The 14,031-nt window shown below is 62.2% G+C and carries 13 protein-coding genes, 2 pseudogenes and 1 riboswitch; of the genes and pseudogenes, 8 read left to right on the top strand and 7 right to left on the bottom strand.

Annotated elements, in window-relative coordinates:
• Position 1: 1 nt before the first annotated feature.
• The 3 genes from C2L64_RS40325 to C2L64_RS40315 all read right to left on the bottom strand — a co-directional run bounded on the left by C2L64_RS40325 (position 2) and on the right by C2L64_RS40315 (position 4,272).
• On the bottom strand, positions 2-310 hold the full coding sequence (locus C2L64_RS40325) for a hypothetical protein (protein ID WP_007579341.1): 309 nt from the start codon (positions 308-310) through the stop codon (positions 2-4).
• A gap of 204 nt (positions 311-514) precedes the next feature.
• On the bottom strand, positions 515-2,971 hold the full coding sequence (locus C2L64_RS40320; protein ID WP_007579343.1) for a hypothetical protein: 2,457 nt from the start codon (positions 2,969-2,971) through the stop codon (positions 515-517).
• A gap of 116 nt (positions 2,972-3,087) precedes the next feature.
• Positions 3,088-4,272 carry a porin gene (locus tag C2L64_RS40315; protein ID WP_007579344.1) on the bottom strand — a complete coding sequence of 395 codons (1,185 nt, stop codon included), beginning with the start codon at positions 4,270-4,272 and terminating at the stop codon, positions 3,088-3,090.
• Between the two features lie 403 nt (positions 4,273-4,675).
• Between C2L64_RS40315 and C2L64_RS40310 the strand changes: the two genes are divergently transcribed.
• The 5 genes and pseudogenes from C2L64_RS40310 to C2L64_RS40290 all read left to right on the top strand — a co-directional run bounded on the left by C2L64_RS40310 (position 4,676) and on the right by C2L64_RS40290 (position 10,003).
• Positions 4,676-5,617: a LysR family transcriptional regulator gene (locus tag C2L64_RS40310; RefSeq protein ID WP_007732596.1), complete on the top strand. Its 942-nt coding sequence runs from the start codon at positions 4,676-4,678 to the stop codon at positions 5,615-5,617.
• Positions 5,618-5,692: 75 nt separating this feature from the next.
• Positions 5,693-5,780: riboswitch (glycine riboswitch) on the top strand.
• A 2-nt stretch (positions 5,781-5,782) separates the two neighbouring features.
• A pseudogene (locus tag C2L64_RS56135) lies at positions 5,783-6,043 on the top strand (hypothetical protein); the annotation flags it as partial.
• Between the two features lie 87 nt (positions 6,044-6,130).
• A pseudogene (locus C2L64_RS40300) lies at positions 6,131-6,382 on the top strand (FAD-dependent oxidoreductase); the annotation flags it as partial.
• A 598-nt stretch (positions 6,383-6,980) separates the two neighbouring features.
• Positions 6,981-8,525 (top strand): trypsin-like peptidase domain-containing protein, encoded by a 1,545-nt coding sequence (locus C2L64_RS40295; protein ID WP_039900097.1) that lies wholly within the window; start codon positions 6,981-6,983, stop codon positions 8,523-8,525.
• Between the two features lie 104 nt (positions 8,526-8,629).
• A complete protein-coding gene (locus tag C2L64_RS40290; protein ID WP_007579348.1) occupies positions 8,630-10,003 on the top strand; it encodes a M14 family metallopeptidase in 1,374 nt (457 codons plus the stop codon).
• A 13-nt stretch (positions 10,004-10,016) separates the two neighbouring features.
• On the opposite strand, the gene C2L64_RS40285 is transcribed toward C2L64_RS40290, so the two are convergent.
• The 3 genes from C2L64_RS40285 to C2L64_RS40275 form a co-directional block, all read right to left on the bottom strand.
• A complete protein-coding gene (locus C2L64_RS40285) occupies positions 10,017-10,304 on the bottom strand; it encodes a DUF1330 domain-containing protein (RefSeq protein WP_007579349.1) in 288 nt (95 codons plus the stop codon).
• Positions 10,301-10,927, bottom strand: coding sequence for a flavodoxin family protein (locus C2L64_RS40280; RefSeq protein WP_007579350.1), 627 nt, complete (start codon positions 10,925-10,927; stop codon positions 10,301-10,303). Before C2L64_RS40280 ends, C2L64_RS40285 begins: the two co-directional genes overlap by 4 nt.
• A gap of 114 nt (positions 10,928-11,041) precedes the next feature.
• A complete protein-coding gene (locus C2L64_RS40275; protein ID WP_007579352.1) occupies positions 11,042-11,671 on the bottom strand; it encodes a cysteine hydrolase family protein in 630 nt (209 codons plus the stop codon).
• Positions 11,672-11,685: 14 nt separating this feature from the next.
• Between C2L64_RS40275 and C2L64_RS55960 the strand changes: the two genes are divergently transcribed.
• The 3 genes from C2L64_RS55960 to C2L64_RS40265 all read left to right on the top strand — a co-directional run bounded on the left by C2L64_RS55960 (position 11,686) and on the right by C2L64_RS40265 (position 13,306).
• Positions 11,686-11,808 (top strand): hypothetical protein, encoded by a 123-nt coding sequence (locus tag C2L64_RS55960; RefSeq protein WP_256211283.1) that lies wholly within the window; start codon positions 11,686-11,688, stop codon positions 11,806-11,808.
• Between the two features lie 5 nt (positions 11,809-11,813).
• Entirely contained in the window at positions 11,814-12,755 is a 942-nt protein-coding gene (locus C2L64_RS40270) for a LysR family transcriptional regulator (protein WP_039900098.1), read from the top strand.
• Between the two features lie 266 nt (positions 12,756-13,021).
• Positions 13,022-13,306, top strand: a complete 285-nt coding sequence (locus tag C2L64_RS40265; RefSeq protein WP_236674381.1) for a hypothetical protein — start codon at positions 13,022-13,024, stop codon at positions 13,304-13,306.
• Between the two features lie 57 nt (positions 13,307-13,363).
• Here the strand turns inward: C2L64_RS40265 and C2L64_RS40260 are convergent, their stop codons facing one another.
• On the bottom strand, positions 13,364-14,023 hold the full coding sequence (locus C2L64_RS40260) for a TetR/AcrR family transcriptional regulator (protein ID WP_007579356.1): 660 nt from the start codon (positions 14,021-14,023) through the stop codon (positions 13,364-13,366).
• Positions 14,024-14,031 lie beyond the last annotated feature (8 nt).

The raw sequence follows: 14,031 nt of genomic DNA, 5'->3' as shown, positions 1-14,031 counted from the left end.
CTCAACCACGCGGCGCGGATGCCGCGTCATCCGTGAGCCGCTTCTCAGGCTCCTGAGATGGCTGAGCGGGCGCAGCAATCGACGGGACCCACGGCTGCCACGCCCGCATCCACATCGACCACATCGAGAACATCGACAGCGGCGACGCGAGCGAGAAAAGATCCGGTTGCAGAAACCACCGCGCGGCGGCTTCGACCGATGGTACGGCGGTAATGTGAATCGCGACGCTCTCCGCATTGCGGTCGGGCAGTTTGCGTCGCGTAATTTCTATATCGACGGTGGGCAGGTGGGCGGTCAGTTTCGTCTCCATGCTCGGCCTCGCAATGACGGATCAGGTGCTGGGAGCGGGCGTGTCCACGAAGATACGCCCGACGGTGACGCGTTCAGCAAACTCTATCATGCAGCACTGCATGAGCTATGTCCCGACTGCTGACGCAACGGGCGAGGCGCGTTTTGTGCGCGCCCACGCCCGAAGCGCAGAAACACCGCAGCGCCGAAATGCCGCCGCGTACCCTCAGCGCCGCCCGCCGTGGAATCCCCCGCCGCCGAAATGCGCGCCGCTGAATCCGTTACCCCCGCCAAATCCGCCGAAGTGCTGGCCGCCAAATCCGTCGCCTCCGCCGAATCCGCCGGCATGCTGGCTGAAGCGCTGCTCGCCCGTCGTGCGCGCGTCACGCTGCTGGTCGAGATCGCTGCCGACCCTGCCGTCCGGTTGGGCCGATTGCCAGCCGTTCGACGTGTGCTGTTCCCACGACCCGCCGTCCGATCGACGATAGACATTGCCGTCGTGTCCCGCGTAGACGTCGCCGTTGTTCCAGGCAACGGCATTGCCTCGCGACTGGTTGGTCACGATGCCTTTGCTGGCGGTCTGATATTGCCCCGTCTGCGCATTGCCGGAAACGCCGAACTCAGCAGCGCCAGCGCGGCCCGTGCGGGCGTCGTAGCCGGCGACCTGACGGCCAGCCGCATAGTTGCCGCTGTACTGGTTGCCGACGATACCGCCGCGACCCGCGCCTTCTCGGCCGGTGGTGGGATTGGCGAACGAGCCTTGCCGGCCGGCTGCATAGTTGCCCGAATACGGATTGAACGCGGCCCCGCGTGCGCCCTGAAAGTGCGCGCCCGTGACGGGGTTATAGCCCGAGCCCGCCGTGCCGCGCCATTGCGTACCCGTCCATGCATTCCAGCCTGCCGTGTGCGTAACGGTGCCCTGGCCCCAGCGGCCGTAGAAATTCGCCTGGTTGATATTCACGTTGTTCCAGCCGCCGCCCCAGTATCCGCCGCCCCAGTACGGTCCCCAGTAAGGCGACGCACATCCCCAGATGGCTCCCGCTGCAAAGCCGAACGCAAAGCCCTCTGCCGCGCCCAGCGCGAAACTCGCGCCGTATCCATAGGTCTGCGGGTAGCCGTAGTAATACGCGCCGACATACGGCGGATACACATAACCCGTGCCGTAGACGACCGTGCCTTGCGCATCGACGACGACCCCGAGATACCCCGGCGTATAGCCGACGACGACGGTATCCGGCGTCACCGAATAGATGTGGACATACGTCACATAGTGCAGCGGCGCGCTGATGGGAATCGTGTAGATCACGGGCGGGACCTCGGTCGCGACGGTCCAGCCGCCCATCGGCGAAATCGAGACGAACCAGACGCCGTTAGCTACGGCGTAGAAATGCGTCGAGTCGACTTCGATGACGGGCGTTGCCGTATTGACCGCATACCGCAGCGGCGTGCCCGCGATCGGTTCGAACCGCGGCGCGCCATCGTATGAAACTTTGGTGGAGGCTTTCTGACGGGATACCGAGGCCGTCTGTGGAATGGAGGCAGCTATCGCTGCTTCTCTCGCTTGAGGCGTACCCGGAACGGACACCAGCACATTGGCCTTCGGATCGTTCGGAGAAATCTTCGCGAAGTCTGCAGGAAGCTGATTGCCCGGAACGTAAGTCCAGGGGCCGTTAGTCGTCGTGGCCTCGAACCAGCGCCCCGACACGAGCACGTAGTACTGGTTCGTCGTGGGATTCACGAACACCGCGTGATCGGTATTGGTGACGGTCAGCAGTCCCGTGCCGTCGACGGGCTTCAACTGCGCGGGACCGTCCGTCACGATCAGCTCTGCCGGACGCGTCGCGACGAGCAGGGCGGGCGCCTGTGGGGCGGGCTTGCCGCTGGCGGGCAGCATCGGGTCGGCGGCGTTTTTTGCGGACGACTGCTTCGCGGCTTCCGACAGCGTTTGCGACGGCGTTGCGAGGACGCTCCACGGTCCGTTTGTATCGCGCGCGTTGAACCAGTAGCCGGCTGCATGCAGATACAGCGTGCCGTCGGCATCACGCATCAGCAGCGCGCGGCTGTTCAGCGCGCGCTGGAACCCCGTGCGTCCGACGTTTTGCCACGCAGGCTCGCCGTCGACCATCACGAGCACGGTAGGCTGCGTGGCGAACACGATTTGTGGCGGATTGTTTTTCACCGGCATGCGCATCGTTTGCGACAGCTCTTGCGATGCCGCGTAGCTCGTCTGCAGTTCGTCGAGCGGCACGCTCATGCCCGTTTCCGGCAGCCGCGCGAGCAACGATCGACGAACGCTGTCAGCGAGGCTCACATCGGTTGGGACTTCGACGCTATTGATCTGGATCGCAGTCAGACGGACCAGTCCCGATGGCTTGTCGATATAGGCATTGGCGGAGAAATGCGCGACGCCGAAGGTCGGCGTTCCATTGGCCTTGCCGACGGCAACTGCAGCGCGCCCCGAGATGCGATTGCCGTCCCACTTCTCGATTTGCGGCTGATACATCTCGACATGCTCGCCACTCGCTTCAAAGTTGCGTGGCCAGTCAGCCTGCGTCGCGGGCATAGGGGCAGTCGCTGCGTACGACGGCGGGAGTTCCCAGGTGAATGCGGTGAGCGTCAACACCGACGCGACGATCTGAGTCAGTCTCAACTTCGCGGCGCGCCCTTTAAAGTTTGCGTTCATCTTCGAGATACCTCATCCAGTTATCGGTTGTTTGTCCAAAAGAAAAAAGCCGCCCCTGAAAGGGGCGGTTAAAACTGGCGGAGACCAGAGAAGACTCTTAAAGATTGGTGAAACGATCAGAAGCGGTGCCGGATACCTGCCGAAACGACGTATTGGCTCTTGCTCGTGGAGGGTTCCGAAGTGCCGTTGACTTGCGTCACGTTCGCGCCGACCTGATTATCTGCACCGATCTGCATGACGCTTTCAGCGTAGATGTCGGTACGCTTCGACAGCGCGTAGTCGGCCTGCACGCCAAACTGGTTCCAGTGAGCCGAGCTGTTGCTCGTCGTAGACGTACGCGGCGTGCTGCGCAAGCCTTGCGTGTACGTGTAAGCCGCGCCGAGGCTCAACGCAGGCGTCACGCTATAGCGGGCGTGGATTTCGTGGTTGTTGTAACGCACGGAAGAATCGCCGATGTTGTCCTGATAGCGGGTCTGTGTGAACAGCGCGCCGAGCGTAAACGGTCCAATTTCATAATTCGAGCCAAGACCCCAGGTACGCTGATTCTGAAGACCCGGAAGATTTGTCATCGCCAAGGTCGGAAGGTTCTGGATCGCGCCTGAGCTGTTGTTGGAATTCAGCCCCTGAATCTGCAGATAGGCGGCTGCGAAATGCACGCCGGCATACTCATAGCCAGCACCGACGCTATACGCGCGGTTGTTGGCAAAGCCGTTCGCCGAGTTTGAGAAACCGTACAGCGCGTTGAACGAAGCGCCAGCGTAGTTCACGCTTTGATACTTGACCGAATTGCTGATGCTGAACGTGCTGTTCAGGTTGTCGTTATCGCCGCGGTGCGCGAAGTACGTGCCGCCCCAGGTGCCGGCCGCGGAGACCGGGCCCAGGTAATCGACGACCGAGTCGTACTGGCGGCCGAGGGTCAGTGTGCCGTAATCGATAGCAGACAGTCCGACGTACGCCTGGCGGTTGAACAGGCTGTTATTGGACGCATTGTTATTGGCCAGACTGCCATTGTTCACGTTGAACCCGCTTTCCAGGTTGAAGACGGCCTTCAGGCCGCCGCCCAGATCTTCCACGCCGCGCATGCCCCAGCGGCTTTGCTGCACATTGCCGCTTGTCATGCCGAACACTGCCTTGCCGTCAGTCAAGCCATTCGGCGTGATGGGCGAATTGCGCGTGGCTTCGTTGCTTACGTAAGTCAGGCCTGCGTCGACGAGGCCATAAAGCGTGACGCTGCTCTGCGCGTGCGCCGCACCCGCAAAGGCCGCTGAAGCAGCCGCGAAAATCAAGGTGGTTTTTTTCATGTTCGTATTCCGTACTAAGCCTGACGACTTGAATGAATGTGCTGTCTTCCGTGTGCGAGATAGCCGCGGTTCGTAGCTTTGCAAATTCACGGCACATATCGATCACGCAGGGCGAACTATAGAGGCCAAGTCGATGTTTCGTTATGTTTAATAGTTGAAAACTATTTTCTAGTAATTCGAAATAAAATTAATGTTTATTGATAAGGCGATGTATATTCAAATGAAATTCATCCCGATATTTAAGTCGTGAATGGTGCTTGTTTGATAATATGTTGTGACAGTGCTACATGATGGGTTTCCATGGGGGATAATCGTATTTATGTTGGCTGAAACTGCAGATTTAAATGGGGCAAGGTAATTTAATGTTGATATATATGTCTAATCTGTTTTATTTCTGTTGCTCATGCTGAATAAGCTGCAGGCAATACGAATATTCCTAAGAGTCGCCGAGAACAACTCGTTCAGTCGCGCTGCGTCGAGTCTCAATCTGTCAAATGCTGTTGTGACGCGCTATGTGGCGCTGCTGGAGGCGCATCTCAATGCGCGCCTCGTCAATCGCACGACGCGTAGCGTTTCGCTGACGGAAGCGGGCCGCGCCTATGCAAGGGGGTGCCAGCAACTGCTGGAGCTGCTGGATTCGATGGAATCGGCCGTGACGGAAGAAGCGGGCGAGCCCACGGGCACGCTCAAGGTCGCGGCGGCGGCCTCGTTTTCACTGGCGGCGCTGGCGCCTTTGCTGCACCGCTACCGGATACGTCATCCGAAGGTGAAGCTGGACGTCACGCTATTGCATCAGTCCGTCGATCTCGTCGAAGACGGGTTCGACGTCGGCATCGTCGCATCGTGGCAGGTGAACGGCAGCACGCTGGTGAAGCGTCCTGTGCTGTCGGTGCGGCCCATCGTGGTCGCGTCTACCGGCTATATCGAACGGCACGGCGCGCCGACCTCGCTCGAACAGCTTGCATCGCACAGTTTCCTCGCGCCTTCGCGAGATATGCATGGAACCGAGTGGTCATTCGCGAGTGCCGACGGTCGCGAGGAGACCTTGAGTCTCGACTCCGTGTGCAGGGTCAATAGCATGATCATGCTGCGGCAACTGGTACTCGCCGACATGGGTCTCGCTATCCTGCCTGAGGACTACGTCGTCGGCGACATTGCGAGCGGCGCGTTGCTGCGTGTCCTTGCTGAGTATCGGGTGACCAACGGTCTCAAGGAACTGTCGCTCGTCTATCCCGGCCGGCGCCATGTGTCGGCGAAAGTGCGCACCTTTGTGGACTTCACGATCGAATACTTCCGAAGAGGTTTCTCCCCGGCTGCGCCGCGCGCCGACCTGACGGCGGACTGAACCCACGACGGATCGTTGTCCGGAAGGTGGGGGCTTGCCGGGGTTCTTTTTGCTCGGTAAGGTCGCACTGTTCCACCACGCAGCACGGGAGAGATCGTCCAGCGACGACGCCGACGGAGCAACCGCCCCGGAAACTCTCAGGCAAAAGGACCGTGTAGCCGGAACATCTGGAGAGCGGCGCCATGCGCGCCCACCGAAAGGGGAGCCCACGCCATTCGCGGCGCGCGGGCGAAACGCTCAGGTACATGGACAGATGGGGCATCGGCGCCGGCAGCAGCAGTAGCAGCACGAAGCGCGGCCGGCGATGCTCAACGAACACATGGACCATGTCATGTCACGAATCGCCATCATCGGCGCCGGATCACCGGCATCACGACCGCTAACGCCCTCGCGCAACGCGGCTATCGCGTCACCGTCTTCGAGCGTCACCGCTACGCGGCGATGGAAACCTCGTTTGTCAACGGCGGACAACTGTCGGCGAGCAACGCCGAAGTCTGGAACAGCCGCGCCACCATGAATCGCGATATCCGTTCAGACCGCATCGAGCCGCTCGTGCGCTGGACGCGTGAGCATTTTCCCGGCGTATCGACGGCGCGCGTCGTGCCGTGGGCGGGCCTGCGTCCCATGTTGCCGGGCATGCTGCCGAAGGTCGGGCGCGGCAAGCGCCGCGGCGTGTTCTACAACACGGGGCACGGCCATCTCGGGCGGACGCTGTCGGCGGCGACGGCGGAGGGCGTCGCGCAGGCGTTGTCGGCGTCGACATGATGGGCGCGCGTAGCTGACGAAACACGCAGGCGGGCGGCCTCGACTTTCGAAGTCGAAACGCGAAGCAGCGGACATGAGCGTTTTCGAACATGCGCTGCCGCGAGCGTTTGGCCGCCCGCTTCATCGACGCACAACTGACACAAATGGATGACGCGTTTTGCGTGACAGTAATCGCGTCACGACGGCGTAGCGACTAACGCTTGTCGAATTGCCAGCGCGAACTATCAGCGCGGACTACCAGCGTACCGGCAGAGCCACCATCGGCGCACGCCAGGATTTGTACTCGCTGCAATTTTGCTGCCCGCTTTCTATAAATGAATCAGGACGAACGGGTCAACCGTTCGCGTCCCTGATTGTCCATTGCGGGCAAACATGCAACTGAATCTCACGTCGACTTCGATCCACCCAGACAGACATCGAGGGTCGATCGCATCCGTCTGCGCTCGCGGCTGGATTGCCATGCGATATGGTTTGCGTCGGCCGGATGGGTTCTCTTTCTTTTCGAACTCTTCGGTGTGCTATGTCACAGTCGCCGGCCGCCACGCGCTAAATAATGTCTTCACAGTGCCAGGCATAACTAACGCCATGGAGGTGCGCTGTGTTTCACTCAACTCTATTCCGCACCTGGTTTTGCACCGCCGTGACAACGGCCTGCCTCACCGGATACCCCTACGCCAACGCCGAAGCGATAGCACCGCATGTTGCGCCTGCTTCCGCGCCGTCGCCTGCGTCCGCGCCAGTGAAAGAGAAGCGAATGGCGCCCGGGAATGCGAGCGCGCCGCTCGACTTCCCGGCAATCGTCGAGCGCTACGGACCCGCCGTCGTGAACATCCGCGCGATCCTGCCGGAGAAGGCGCTGGCGGTGGCAACGCAGCCGGCGCCAGCTGCGTCGCCGGCGCCCGCTTCGGGCGCGAGCTCCGAAGCGATCGACGGTGACGACCCGCTGTTCGCGTTCTTCCGGCAGGCCATGCCGCAGTCGCAAGACGGGCAGGGCAGCTCACCGCGCGCAATGTCGGGTGTGGGCTCGGGTTTCATCGTCAGCCCCAACGGCTTGATTCTGACGACGGCCCATGTCGTCGACGGCTCCGATGACGTGACGGTGCGCCTCACTGATCGGCGCGAGTTCAAGGCAAAAGTCGTCGCCGTCGATGGCCCAAGCGATGTTGCCGTGATCCAGATCGAAGCGACGAAGCTGCCCGTCGTCAAGCTCGGCGATTCGACGCGTGTGCGCGTCGGTGAACAGGTGCTGACGATCGGCTCACCGGACAGCTATCAGAACACGGTGACAGCGGGCATCGTTAGCGCGACGTCCCGCACGCTGTCCGATGGCACGACGTTTCCGTTCTTCCAGACCAACGGCGCATTGAATCCCGACAACTCGGGCGGCCCGGTGTTCAATCGCGCGGGGGAAGTGGTCGGCATACACGTGCAGGTTTACGCCGACGGCGATCGTTTCCAGAGTCTGACTTTTGCCATCCCGATCGCGATGGCAAACAAGGTGCGCGCGCAGTTGCAGGCGCAGTCAAAGTCTCAGGACGCAGACGCCGCGCACGGTGCGTTCGGCATGCAGGTGCAGGACGTCGATCCGGGCCTTGCCGGCGCGTTCGGTCTGCCGCGCGCGGCGGGCGTACTGGTGATTGCCGTCGAGCCCGGCAGTCCCGCCGCCACGAGCAAGCTGAAGCCCGGCGACGTGATCGTGCAGATCGGCGACAAGCCCGTCGAGCACAGCGCGGATCTCACCGATCAGGATGCGGTGCCGCAGTCGGGCACGAAAGTCCCTGTGAAGCTGATTCGTAATCGCAAGCAGATGACGATCATGGTTAACCTGACGCCATCGGCGCAATACGCGAGCACGGGCGTGAGCGATGTCGGGCCGCTGGATCATCTCGGCCTCAGCATGCATCCGCTGACGGACGACGAACGGCGCTCGACGGGCCTCGCCGAAGGGCTGATGGTCGAGGACGTGTCGGGGACGGCGGGCACGGCCGGCATCAAGCCGGGCGATGTGGTGTTGTCGCTGAACGGCACGCTGGTTGCATCGCAGGATGAACTGGCGGCGCTCGCGGCGAAGGCGGGGAAGAAGGCGGCGCTGCTGATCCAGCGTAACCATGCACGCAGTTTCGTGACTGTCGATCTGAAGTGAAGCGCAAGGGCTGCGGCGGGACGATTGAAATGTCCGCTGCGTCCGCCGTTCTCGGTTAGAAGGGCCGGGCCGTCTGGACCGGCCCGTCTGACCGGAGAACGAACATGTCCCGCTACCACGCACGCATCACAGGAAAAGATCAGGCGGCATTGGCCGATCTCGTGACGAAGCATAAGGTTACGGTCGCGCGCCATACGATCGAGAAGGTCCACGGCGGCTATCGCGTCGACGCGCACGCCACCAATGCGCAGATCAAGGCGCTCGAAGCGGACGGCTACCAGGTCGAACGGCTGGAGGACGCCGAAGCGCAAGGCAAGGTGCGCCAGGCCGAGACGCGCGCACAACTGGCCGCGCCGCACGCGCTGGATGCGTTATCCGTCGCGGCGGGAACCGGCTATCTCGATGTCGCGCAAATCGAGGCGGCGCTTGCCGCCGCAAGTGCCGCGCCCAACGATGCGTTCACGAAGCTGATCAAGCTGCCTCATCCAACCTGGGAAAAGCGCACCTGCCACGCGCTGAAAATCGGCAAAGGCAGCGCAGCGGGGCGTCCCGGCATCTATTTGCTCGGCGGCGTGCACGCGCGCGAATGGGGCAGCCCGGATATCCTGATCCATTTCGTGCAACTGCTCGCCAACGCGTACACCACGCACAAACCGATCAAGATCGGCAGCCGTACGTTCAAGGCGGCGGACATCAAGCACGTGATCGAAAGCAAAGACCTGTACGTGTTTCCGCAGGCGAATCCCGATGGCCGCCACTACAGCATGTCGACCGAGTCGATGTGGCGCAAGAACCGCCGGCCCGCGCCGGCGGGGCATAGCAAGCCGCAATGCTGCGGCGTCGATATCAACCGCAACTACAATTTTCTGTGGAATTTCCCGCAGTACTTCGATCCCGAAAGTCCGATCGCCAATTCCACCGATCCCTGCGACTACGAGGTGTATATCGGTCCCGCCGCCGAATCGGAGCCGGAAACGAAGAACGCCGTGTGGATGTTCGACACCTACCCGAACATCCGCTATTTCGTCGATCTGCACAGCTATTCGGAAGACATTCTGTACAACTGGGGCGACGACGAGAACCAGAGCGGTCACCCCGACATGAACTTCCAGAATGTTGCCTACGACGGCAAGCGCGGCATTGCCAACGACAAGGCCTATCGCGAGTACATCGCGACGGCGGACAAGAAGATCGCCGTCGATCTCGCGCACGAAATGCGCGACGCGATCAAGGCGTCGCGCGGCCGCGTCTACAAGACCGAGCAGTCGATGAGCCTGTATCCGACGGCGGGCACGTCCGACGACTATGCATTCAGCCGTCACATCGTCGACGCGAAGAAGGCGAAGGTGTTCTCCTATACGATCGAATGGGGCAGCCCCGACAACCCCACGCCGTTCCATCCGCCGTATCCGGAGATGAAGCAGATCATCGACGAGGTGACGTCGGGACTGCTGGCTTTTTGCATTGCAGCGAAGTGACGGCGCTGCCGTTTCAAAGCCCTTCGATCAGCACGACGCGGTGACGCGATCCTTTGAGCCTGTGCTGCGCGACTTGCTGATACGCATCGCTGTCGTACCAGGCGCGGGCCGCCGTGAGCGACGGAAATTCGAGCACGACGGTCGCTTCAGCTGGATCGCCTTCCAGCACCTGTTGCGTGCCATTCGCGGCGAGCACCTTGTGCGTGTATCCGTCGAAGGTGTCACGCACCTTCGAGCGGTATGCGTCGAGCGCCGCCTGGTCCTGCGTGCTTTCGCGCGTGAAAATCATGTAAGCCGTCAAGACGGTTCTCCTTCGTGTGACAAGGTTTCGAATTCACGCGACACGGCCCGTCCGCGCGCAAACTGAATGGCCGCTTGCGCGACTCGTCGCCCAAGGTGTCGTGCCGTGTCCAGGTCGGCTTGCGGCGGCGCGGCGTCCGCGCCTTCGTCGGCGTTCGACTGCGCGGCCGCACCGAGAAAGAAGCCAAGCCGGTTCGCATCCTGTTCGCTGCCGCGCGTGCTGTTGTTGCCGGGCGGCAAGCCGAGGCTGATCCAATGCATGCCGTGCTGGGCAGCGAAGATTGCGAACTGCATCAACGTCGCGAGCTTGTCGCCCGATCGCGATGCGGAGTTCGTGAAGCCAGCCGCCAGCTTGTCTTTCCACGCGCTCTTGAAGAACGCGGTGGAAGTTGCGTCCATGAACGATTTGAACGCTGCCGACGCGCTGCCCATATACGTCGGCGCGCCGAAGACGATCGCGTCGGCGGATTCGAGCGCGGCCCATTCGTCTTGCGCCTGCTCGACGCTCAGTAGCAACGCCCTGGCGCCGGGCGTTTGCGTGACGCCGGCGCTGACGGCCTGCGCCTGACGCGCGGTGTGGCCGTAGCCGCTATGAAATACGATTGCGATCGTGACTTCTTCCATGGTGGTTGTCGAATACATGTCGCCTGGTGGAGAGATGCCCGTCCGGGATTCGCGATCGGGCAACGGATGAACGTGCTGCCACGGTCGTGGCAGCACGGTTTGTCATGCCGCGAATCACGCGGCGACGGAATCGACGGCGTCGAGAAACTCGGCAACGGTCATTGCGTCGTGGCCGAACGTCGGATACGAGATCGACAGCGCGGCCTCGTGCGCCGCTTCCGTAAAGTCGGCGACCGCGTCGGTGATGAACGTCACGTGAAAGCCGGCTTCAAGCGCATGACGGCCTGTGCCTTCGATGCAGGTCTGCGATGTCAGGCCGGCCAGCACGACCTTCTCGATGCCGTTCGCCCGGAGTTGCGCTTCCAGATCCGTGCCGATGAACGAGTCGAACATCCGGTGATGACTCACCACGATTTCGCCTTCACGCGGACGCAGCGGCGCGTAGAAGTCCGCACCGTAAGTCCCTTTGCGCAGCACCTCATTGGCGAGCGCCCATTGCATGCGCGGATGGACATGCTTGATGTCGTCGAAACTGTGCTCGTCGGTGCCGTGCGGCGCGAAGATGATCTTCACACCCGCTGCGCGCGCGCCTTCGAGCAGTTGCGCGACGTGCGCCACGAAACCTGTCTTGTCGAGCATGGGTGCAATCGACGCGTGCAGCTTGCCGTCGTCGGCGAGAAAGTCGTTCAGCACGTCGATGAGCACGAGTGCCGTGGTTTGAGCCGGATAGATACGATCGTTCATTTTGCAAATCCTGAATGAGTGCGCCAGCAGCGGAGTGCGTCCGAACCGTCGAACTGAACCGCCAGGCCGTTGGTGGCATCATGTACGAGCCGCGCGTGCCGCACTACGGGCTCGCGGCGAACAACACCTATTCGTGAAGCAAATGAGTGATCGATTCCAGGAACTGCATGTGTTCGTGCGCGCTGCCGAAACGGGCAGCTTCTCCGCGACGGCGCGCGAACTCGGGCTGTCGCAGCCTTCCGTGTCGCGGATCGTTTCCGAGCTCGAAGCGCGTCTCGGCACGACGCTCCTGTTGCGAAGCACGCGCAACATCGTGCCGACGGAGGCAGGCAAAGCGTTCCTGCTTAGAGCCCGCAAGCTGCTGCGCGAACTCGAAGAGGCCGACGACGAAGCGCGGCATGTCGGCGGCCTGAGCGGCGTGCTGCGCGTGGCGACGTCGGCCATCGTCGGCGTGCGCACGGTGATTCCGAGCCTGCCCGTGTTCCTGAAGGCGCATCCGGCGTTGCGCATCGAGCTTCTGACATCCGACAGCATTCAGGATCTGATCGCCGAAGGCGCCGACCTCGCCGTCCGCTTCGGCGAGTTGGAGGATTCCGGCTTCGGCGCGCGCAAGATCGGCATGGTGCCGCGCATGCTGGTCGCTTCTCCCGCCTATCTGAAGGAGCGCGGCATCCCGGCCACGCTGGACGACCTCGCCGCGCACGACATCGTCACAGGGCCGTTGGGCCCGTCGCACGAAACGTGGACCTTCGAGCACGACGGCATTCCCGTCTCGATCAAGGTCCGCGCGCGCGTATTCGTTGGCGCGGCGGAGGGCGTGATTGCCTGCGCCCGCGAAGGCCTCGGAATTGCGGTGGGGAAACAATGGCTTTGCGAGCCGGAGCTTCGATCGGGACAACTGGTCACGGTACTGGACGACTACCGCCTGCCGCCCGCGCCGATTCATGCCGTCTTTCCAGAGGGCGCGCAGCCGTCGCAGAAGGTGCGGCTCTTCACCGATCATCTGATCGAAGTCTTCTCCGCACTGCATGGCGATACGCGCTTCGCGCCGTATAGAAAGTTCGCTGTCGAGCGGACTTCTTAGTTGGCGCAATCGTTTGCGATACACCTTTTCCTGCCTGCGCTGACGTAACGCCGCGCCAGATTTCTACCGCCCGCGCGCCCAACTGAGACGCACGGTAAAGCCTCGCCGCCAAGCGAGGTTATCGTTGTTCGAAAAGAACCGGACAGGTCGCGCGGCGGTGCGTCATGGAGATCGACGGCACCGCGCGCGATGACGCCGCTCCGCTGTCGCCGAGGACAGTCGAGCGCGGCCTGCCGGGCAGCTACAGGTGACGATCGGGGGCCAACATGGCGGTAACAAGAATGGAAACGCCGGCGGGTGTCGGGACGCTGCGCTCAGCGAGCCTGGCAGACGTGGAGCTGGAACATCTGGAAAGAATGGTTCAGTACGTGGTTCGCCGGACCGAAACGGACGACGTGTCAAAGCTCGACTACGAATACTGGGCGAAGCGCCTGCGCAAACTCGCGCAGACCTACGATCTGGTGGCGACGCAACGGCAGCGGGTCATCGCGCTGCTCGATCTGCTCGAACGGGAAATGCTGTATCAGGCGCGCCGCGCGGCCGCCGTCTGAACGCTGCTTGCTTCCATCCGCAGTGCGTCAATTTCGTCGCTCCGCCACGCGGATCGACTAGGCAAGCATGGCCAGCGCCGTCTCCAGCACCATGCGCTTGAACTTCTTCTCATGCTGCGGCAGCGACGAGAACGCCAGCATCAGATGGCTGTACGCGACCGTCTTGCTGATCGCGTTCAGCAGCATGAAAAACAGCAGCTCCGCGTCCTTGACCTTCAGCTCGTCTTGCCGCGCCGCGTCGGCGAACAACGGCACCATCACGTCGTGATAAGGGCGCACCAGCCGCTCGATCAGCACATTGAGCCGCTCGCCTTCTTCCGTCGCCGCCGTCGAAAAGAAAATGCCGACGTCGGGGTCGTCGAACACCTCGTCGATGAATCTCGCCACCGCCATTTCCACGCGCGCTTTCGCGCCCAGCGGCGCGGTCCGCAACGCTGACGTTGCGTCGATCATCGGCGCCATCTGCCCGGCGATCTGCTCGACGACGGCCAGCCACAACGTTTCTTTCGACCCGAAATGATGTGCGACGAGTGCCGCATCGACGCCTGAGTCGCGGGCGATCTCACGCACGCTCGTTGCCTCGAATCCCCGTTTGCCGAAAGTCCTGCGCGCATTGCGCAAGATCGCGTCCGGCCCAACCGATGCGCTCGACGCCGGGCGTCCGCGCGCGCGTTTCTTGTCCTTTTGGGGTTCTGCTGTTGCCGTCACATCTTTCATTCGAATCA

The sequence above is a fragment of the Paraburkholderia hospita genome, assembly GCF_002902965.1.
Lineage (GTDB): Bacteria > Pseudomonadota > Gammaproteobacteria > Burkholderiales > Burkholderiaceae > Paraburkholderia > Paraburkholderia hospita.
This window is presented reverse-complemented; position numbering and strand designations above follow the sequence as displayed.

What these genes read in the sequence shown, in the direction of transcription:
- C2L64_RS40270 (WP_039900098.1), top strand. Translation starts at nt 11,814, where the DNA reads ATGAGTGATCGATTCCAGGAACTGCATGTGTTCGTGCGCGCTGCCGAA.
- C2L64_RS40325 (WP_007579341.1), bottom strand. Translation starts at nt 310, where the DNA reads ATGGAGACGAAACTGACCGCCCACCTGCCCACCGTCGATATAGAAATT.
- C2L64_RS40315 (WP_007579344.1), bottom strand. Translation starts at nt 4,272, where the DNA reads ATGAAAAAAACCACCTTGATTTTCGCGGCTGCTTCAGCGGCCTTTGCG.
- C2L64_RS40265 (WP_236674381.1), top strand. Translation starts at nt 13,022, where the DNA reads ATGGCGGTAACAAGAATGGAAACGCCGGCGGGTGTCGGGACGCTGCGC.
- C2L64_RS40310 (WP_007732596.1), top strand. Translation starts at nt 4,676, where the DNA reads ATGCTGAATAAGCTGCAGGCAATACGAATATTCCTAAGAGTCGCCGAG.
- C2L64_RS55960 (WP_256211283.1), top strand. Translation starts at nt 11,686, where the DNA reads ATGAGTGCGCCAGCAGCGGAGTGCGTCCGAACCGTCGAACTGAACCGC.
- C2L64_RS40260 (WP_007579356.1), bottom strand. Translation starts at nt 14,023, where the DNA reads ATGAAAGATGTGACGGCAACAGCAGAACCCCAAAAGGACAAGAAACGC.
- C2L64_RS40275 (WP_007579352.1), bottom strand. Translation starts at nt 11,671, where the DNA reads ATGAACGATCGTATCTATCCGGCTCAAACCACGGCACTCGTGCTCATC.
- C2L64_RS40280 (WP_007579350.1), bottom strand. Translation starts at nt 10,927, where the DNA reads ATGGAAGAAGTCACGATCGCAATCGTATTTCATAGCGGCTACGGCCAC.
- C2L64_RS40320 (WP_007579343.1), bottom strand. Translation starts at nt 2,971, where the DNA reads ATGAACGCAAACTTTAAAGGGCGCGCCGCGAAGTTGAGACTGACTCAG.
- C2L64_RS40290 (WP_007579348.1), top strand. Translation starts at nt 8,630, where the DNA reads ATGTCCCGCTACCACGCACGCATCACAGGAAAAGATCAGGCGGCATTG.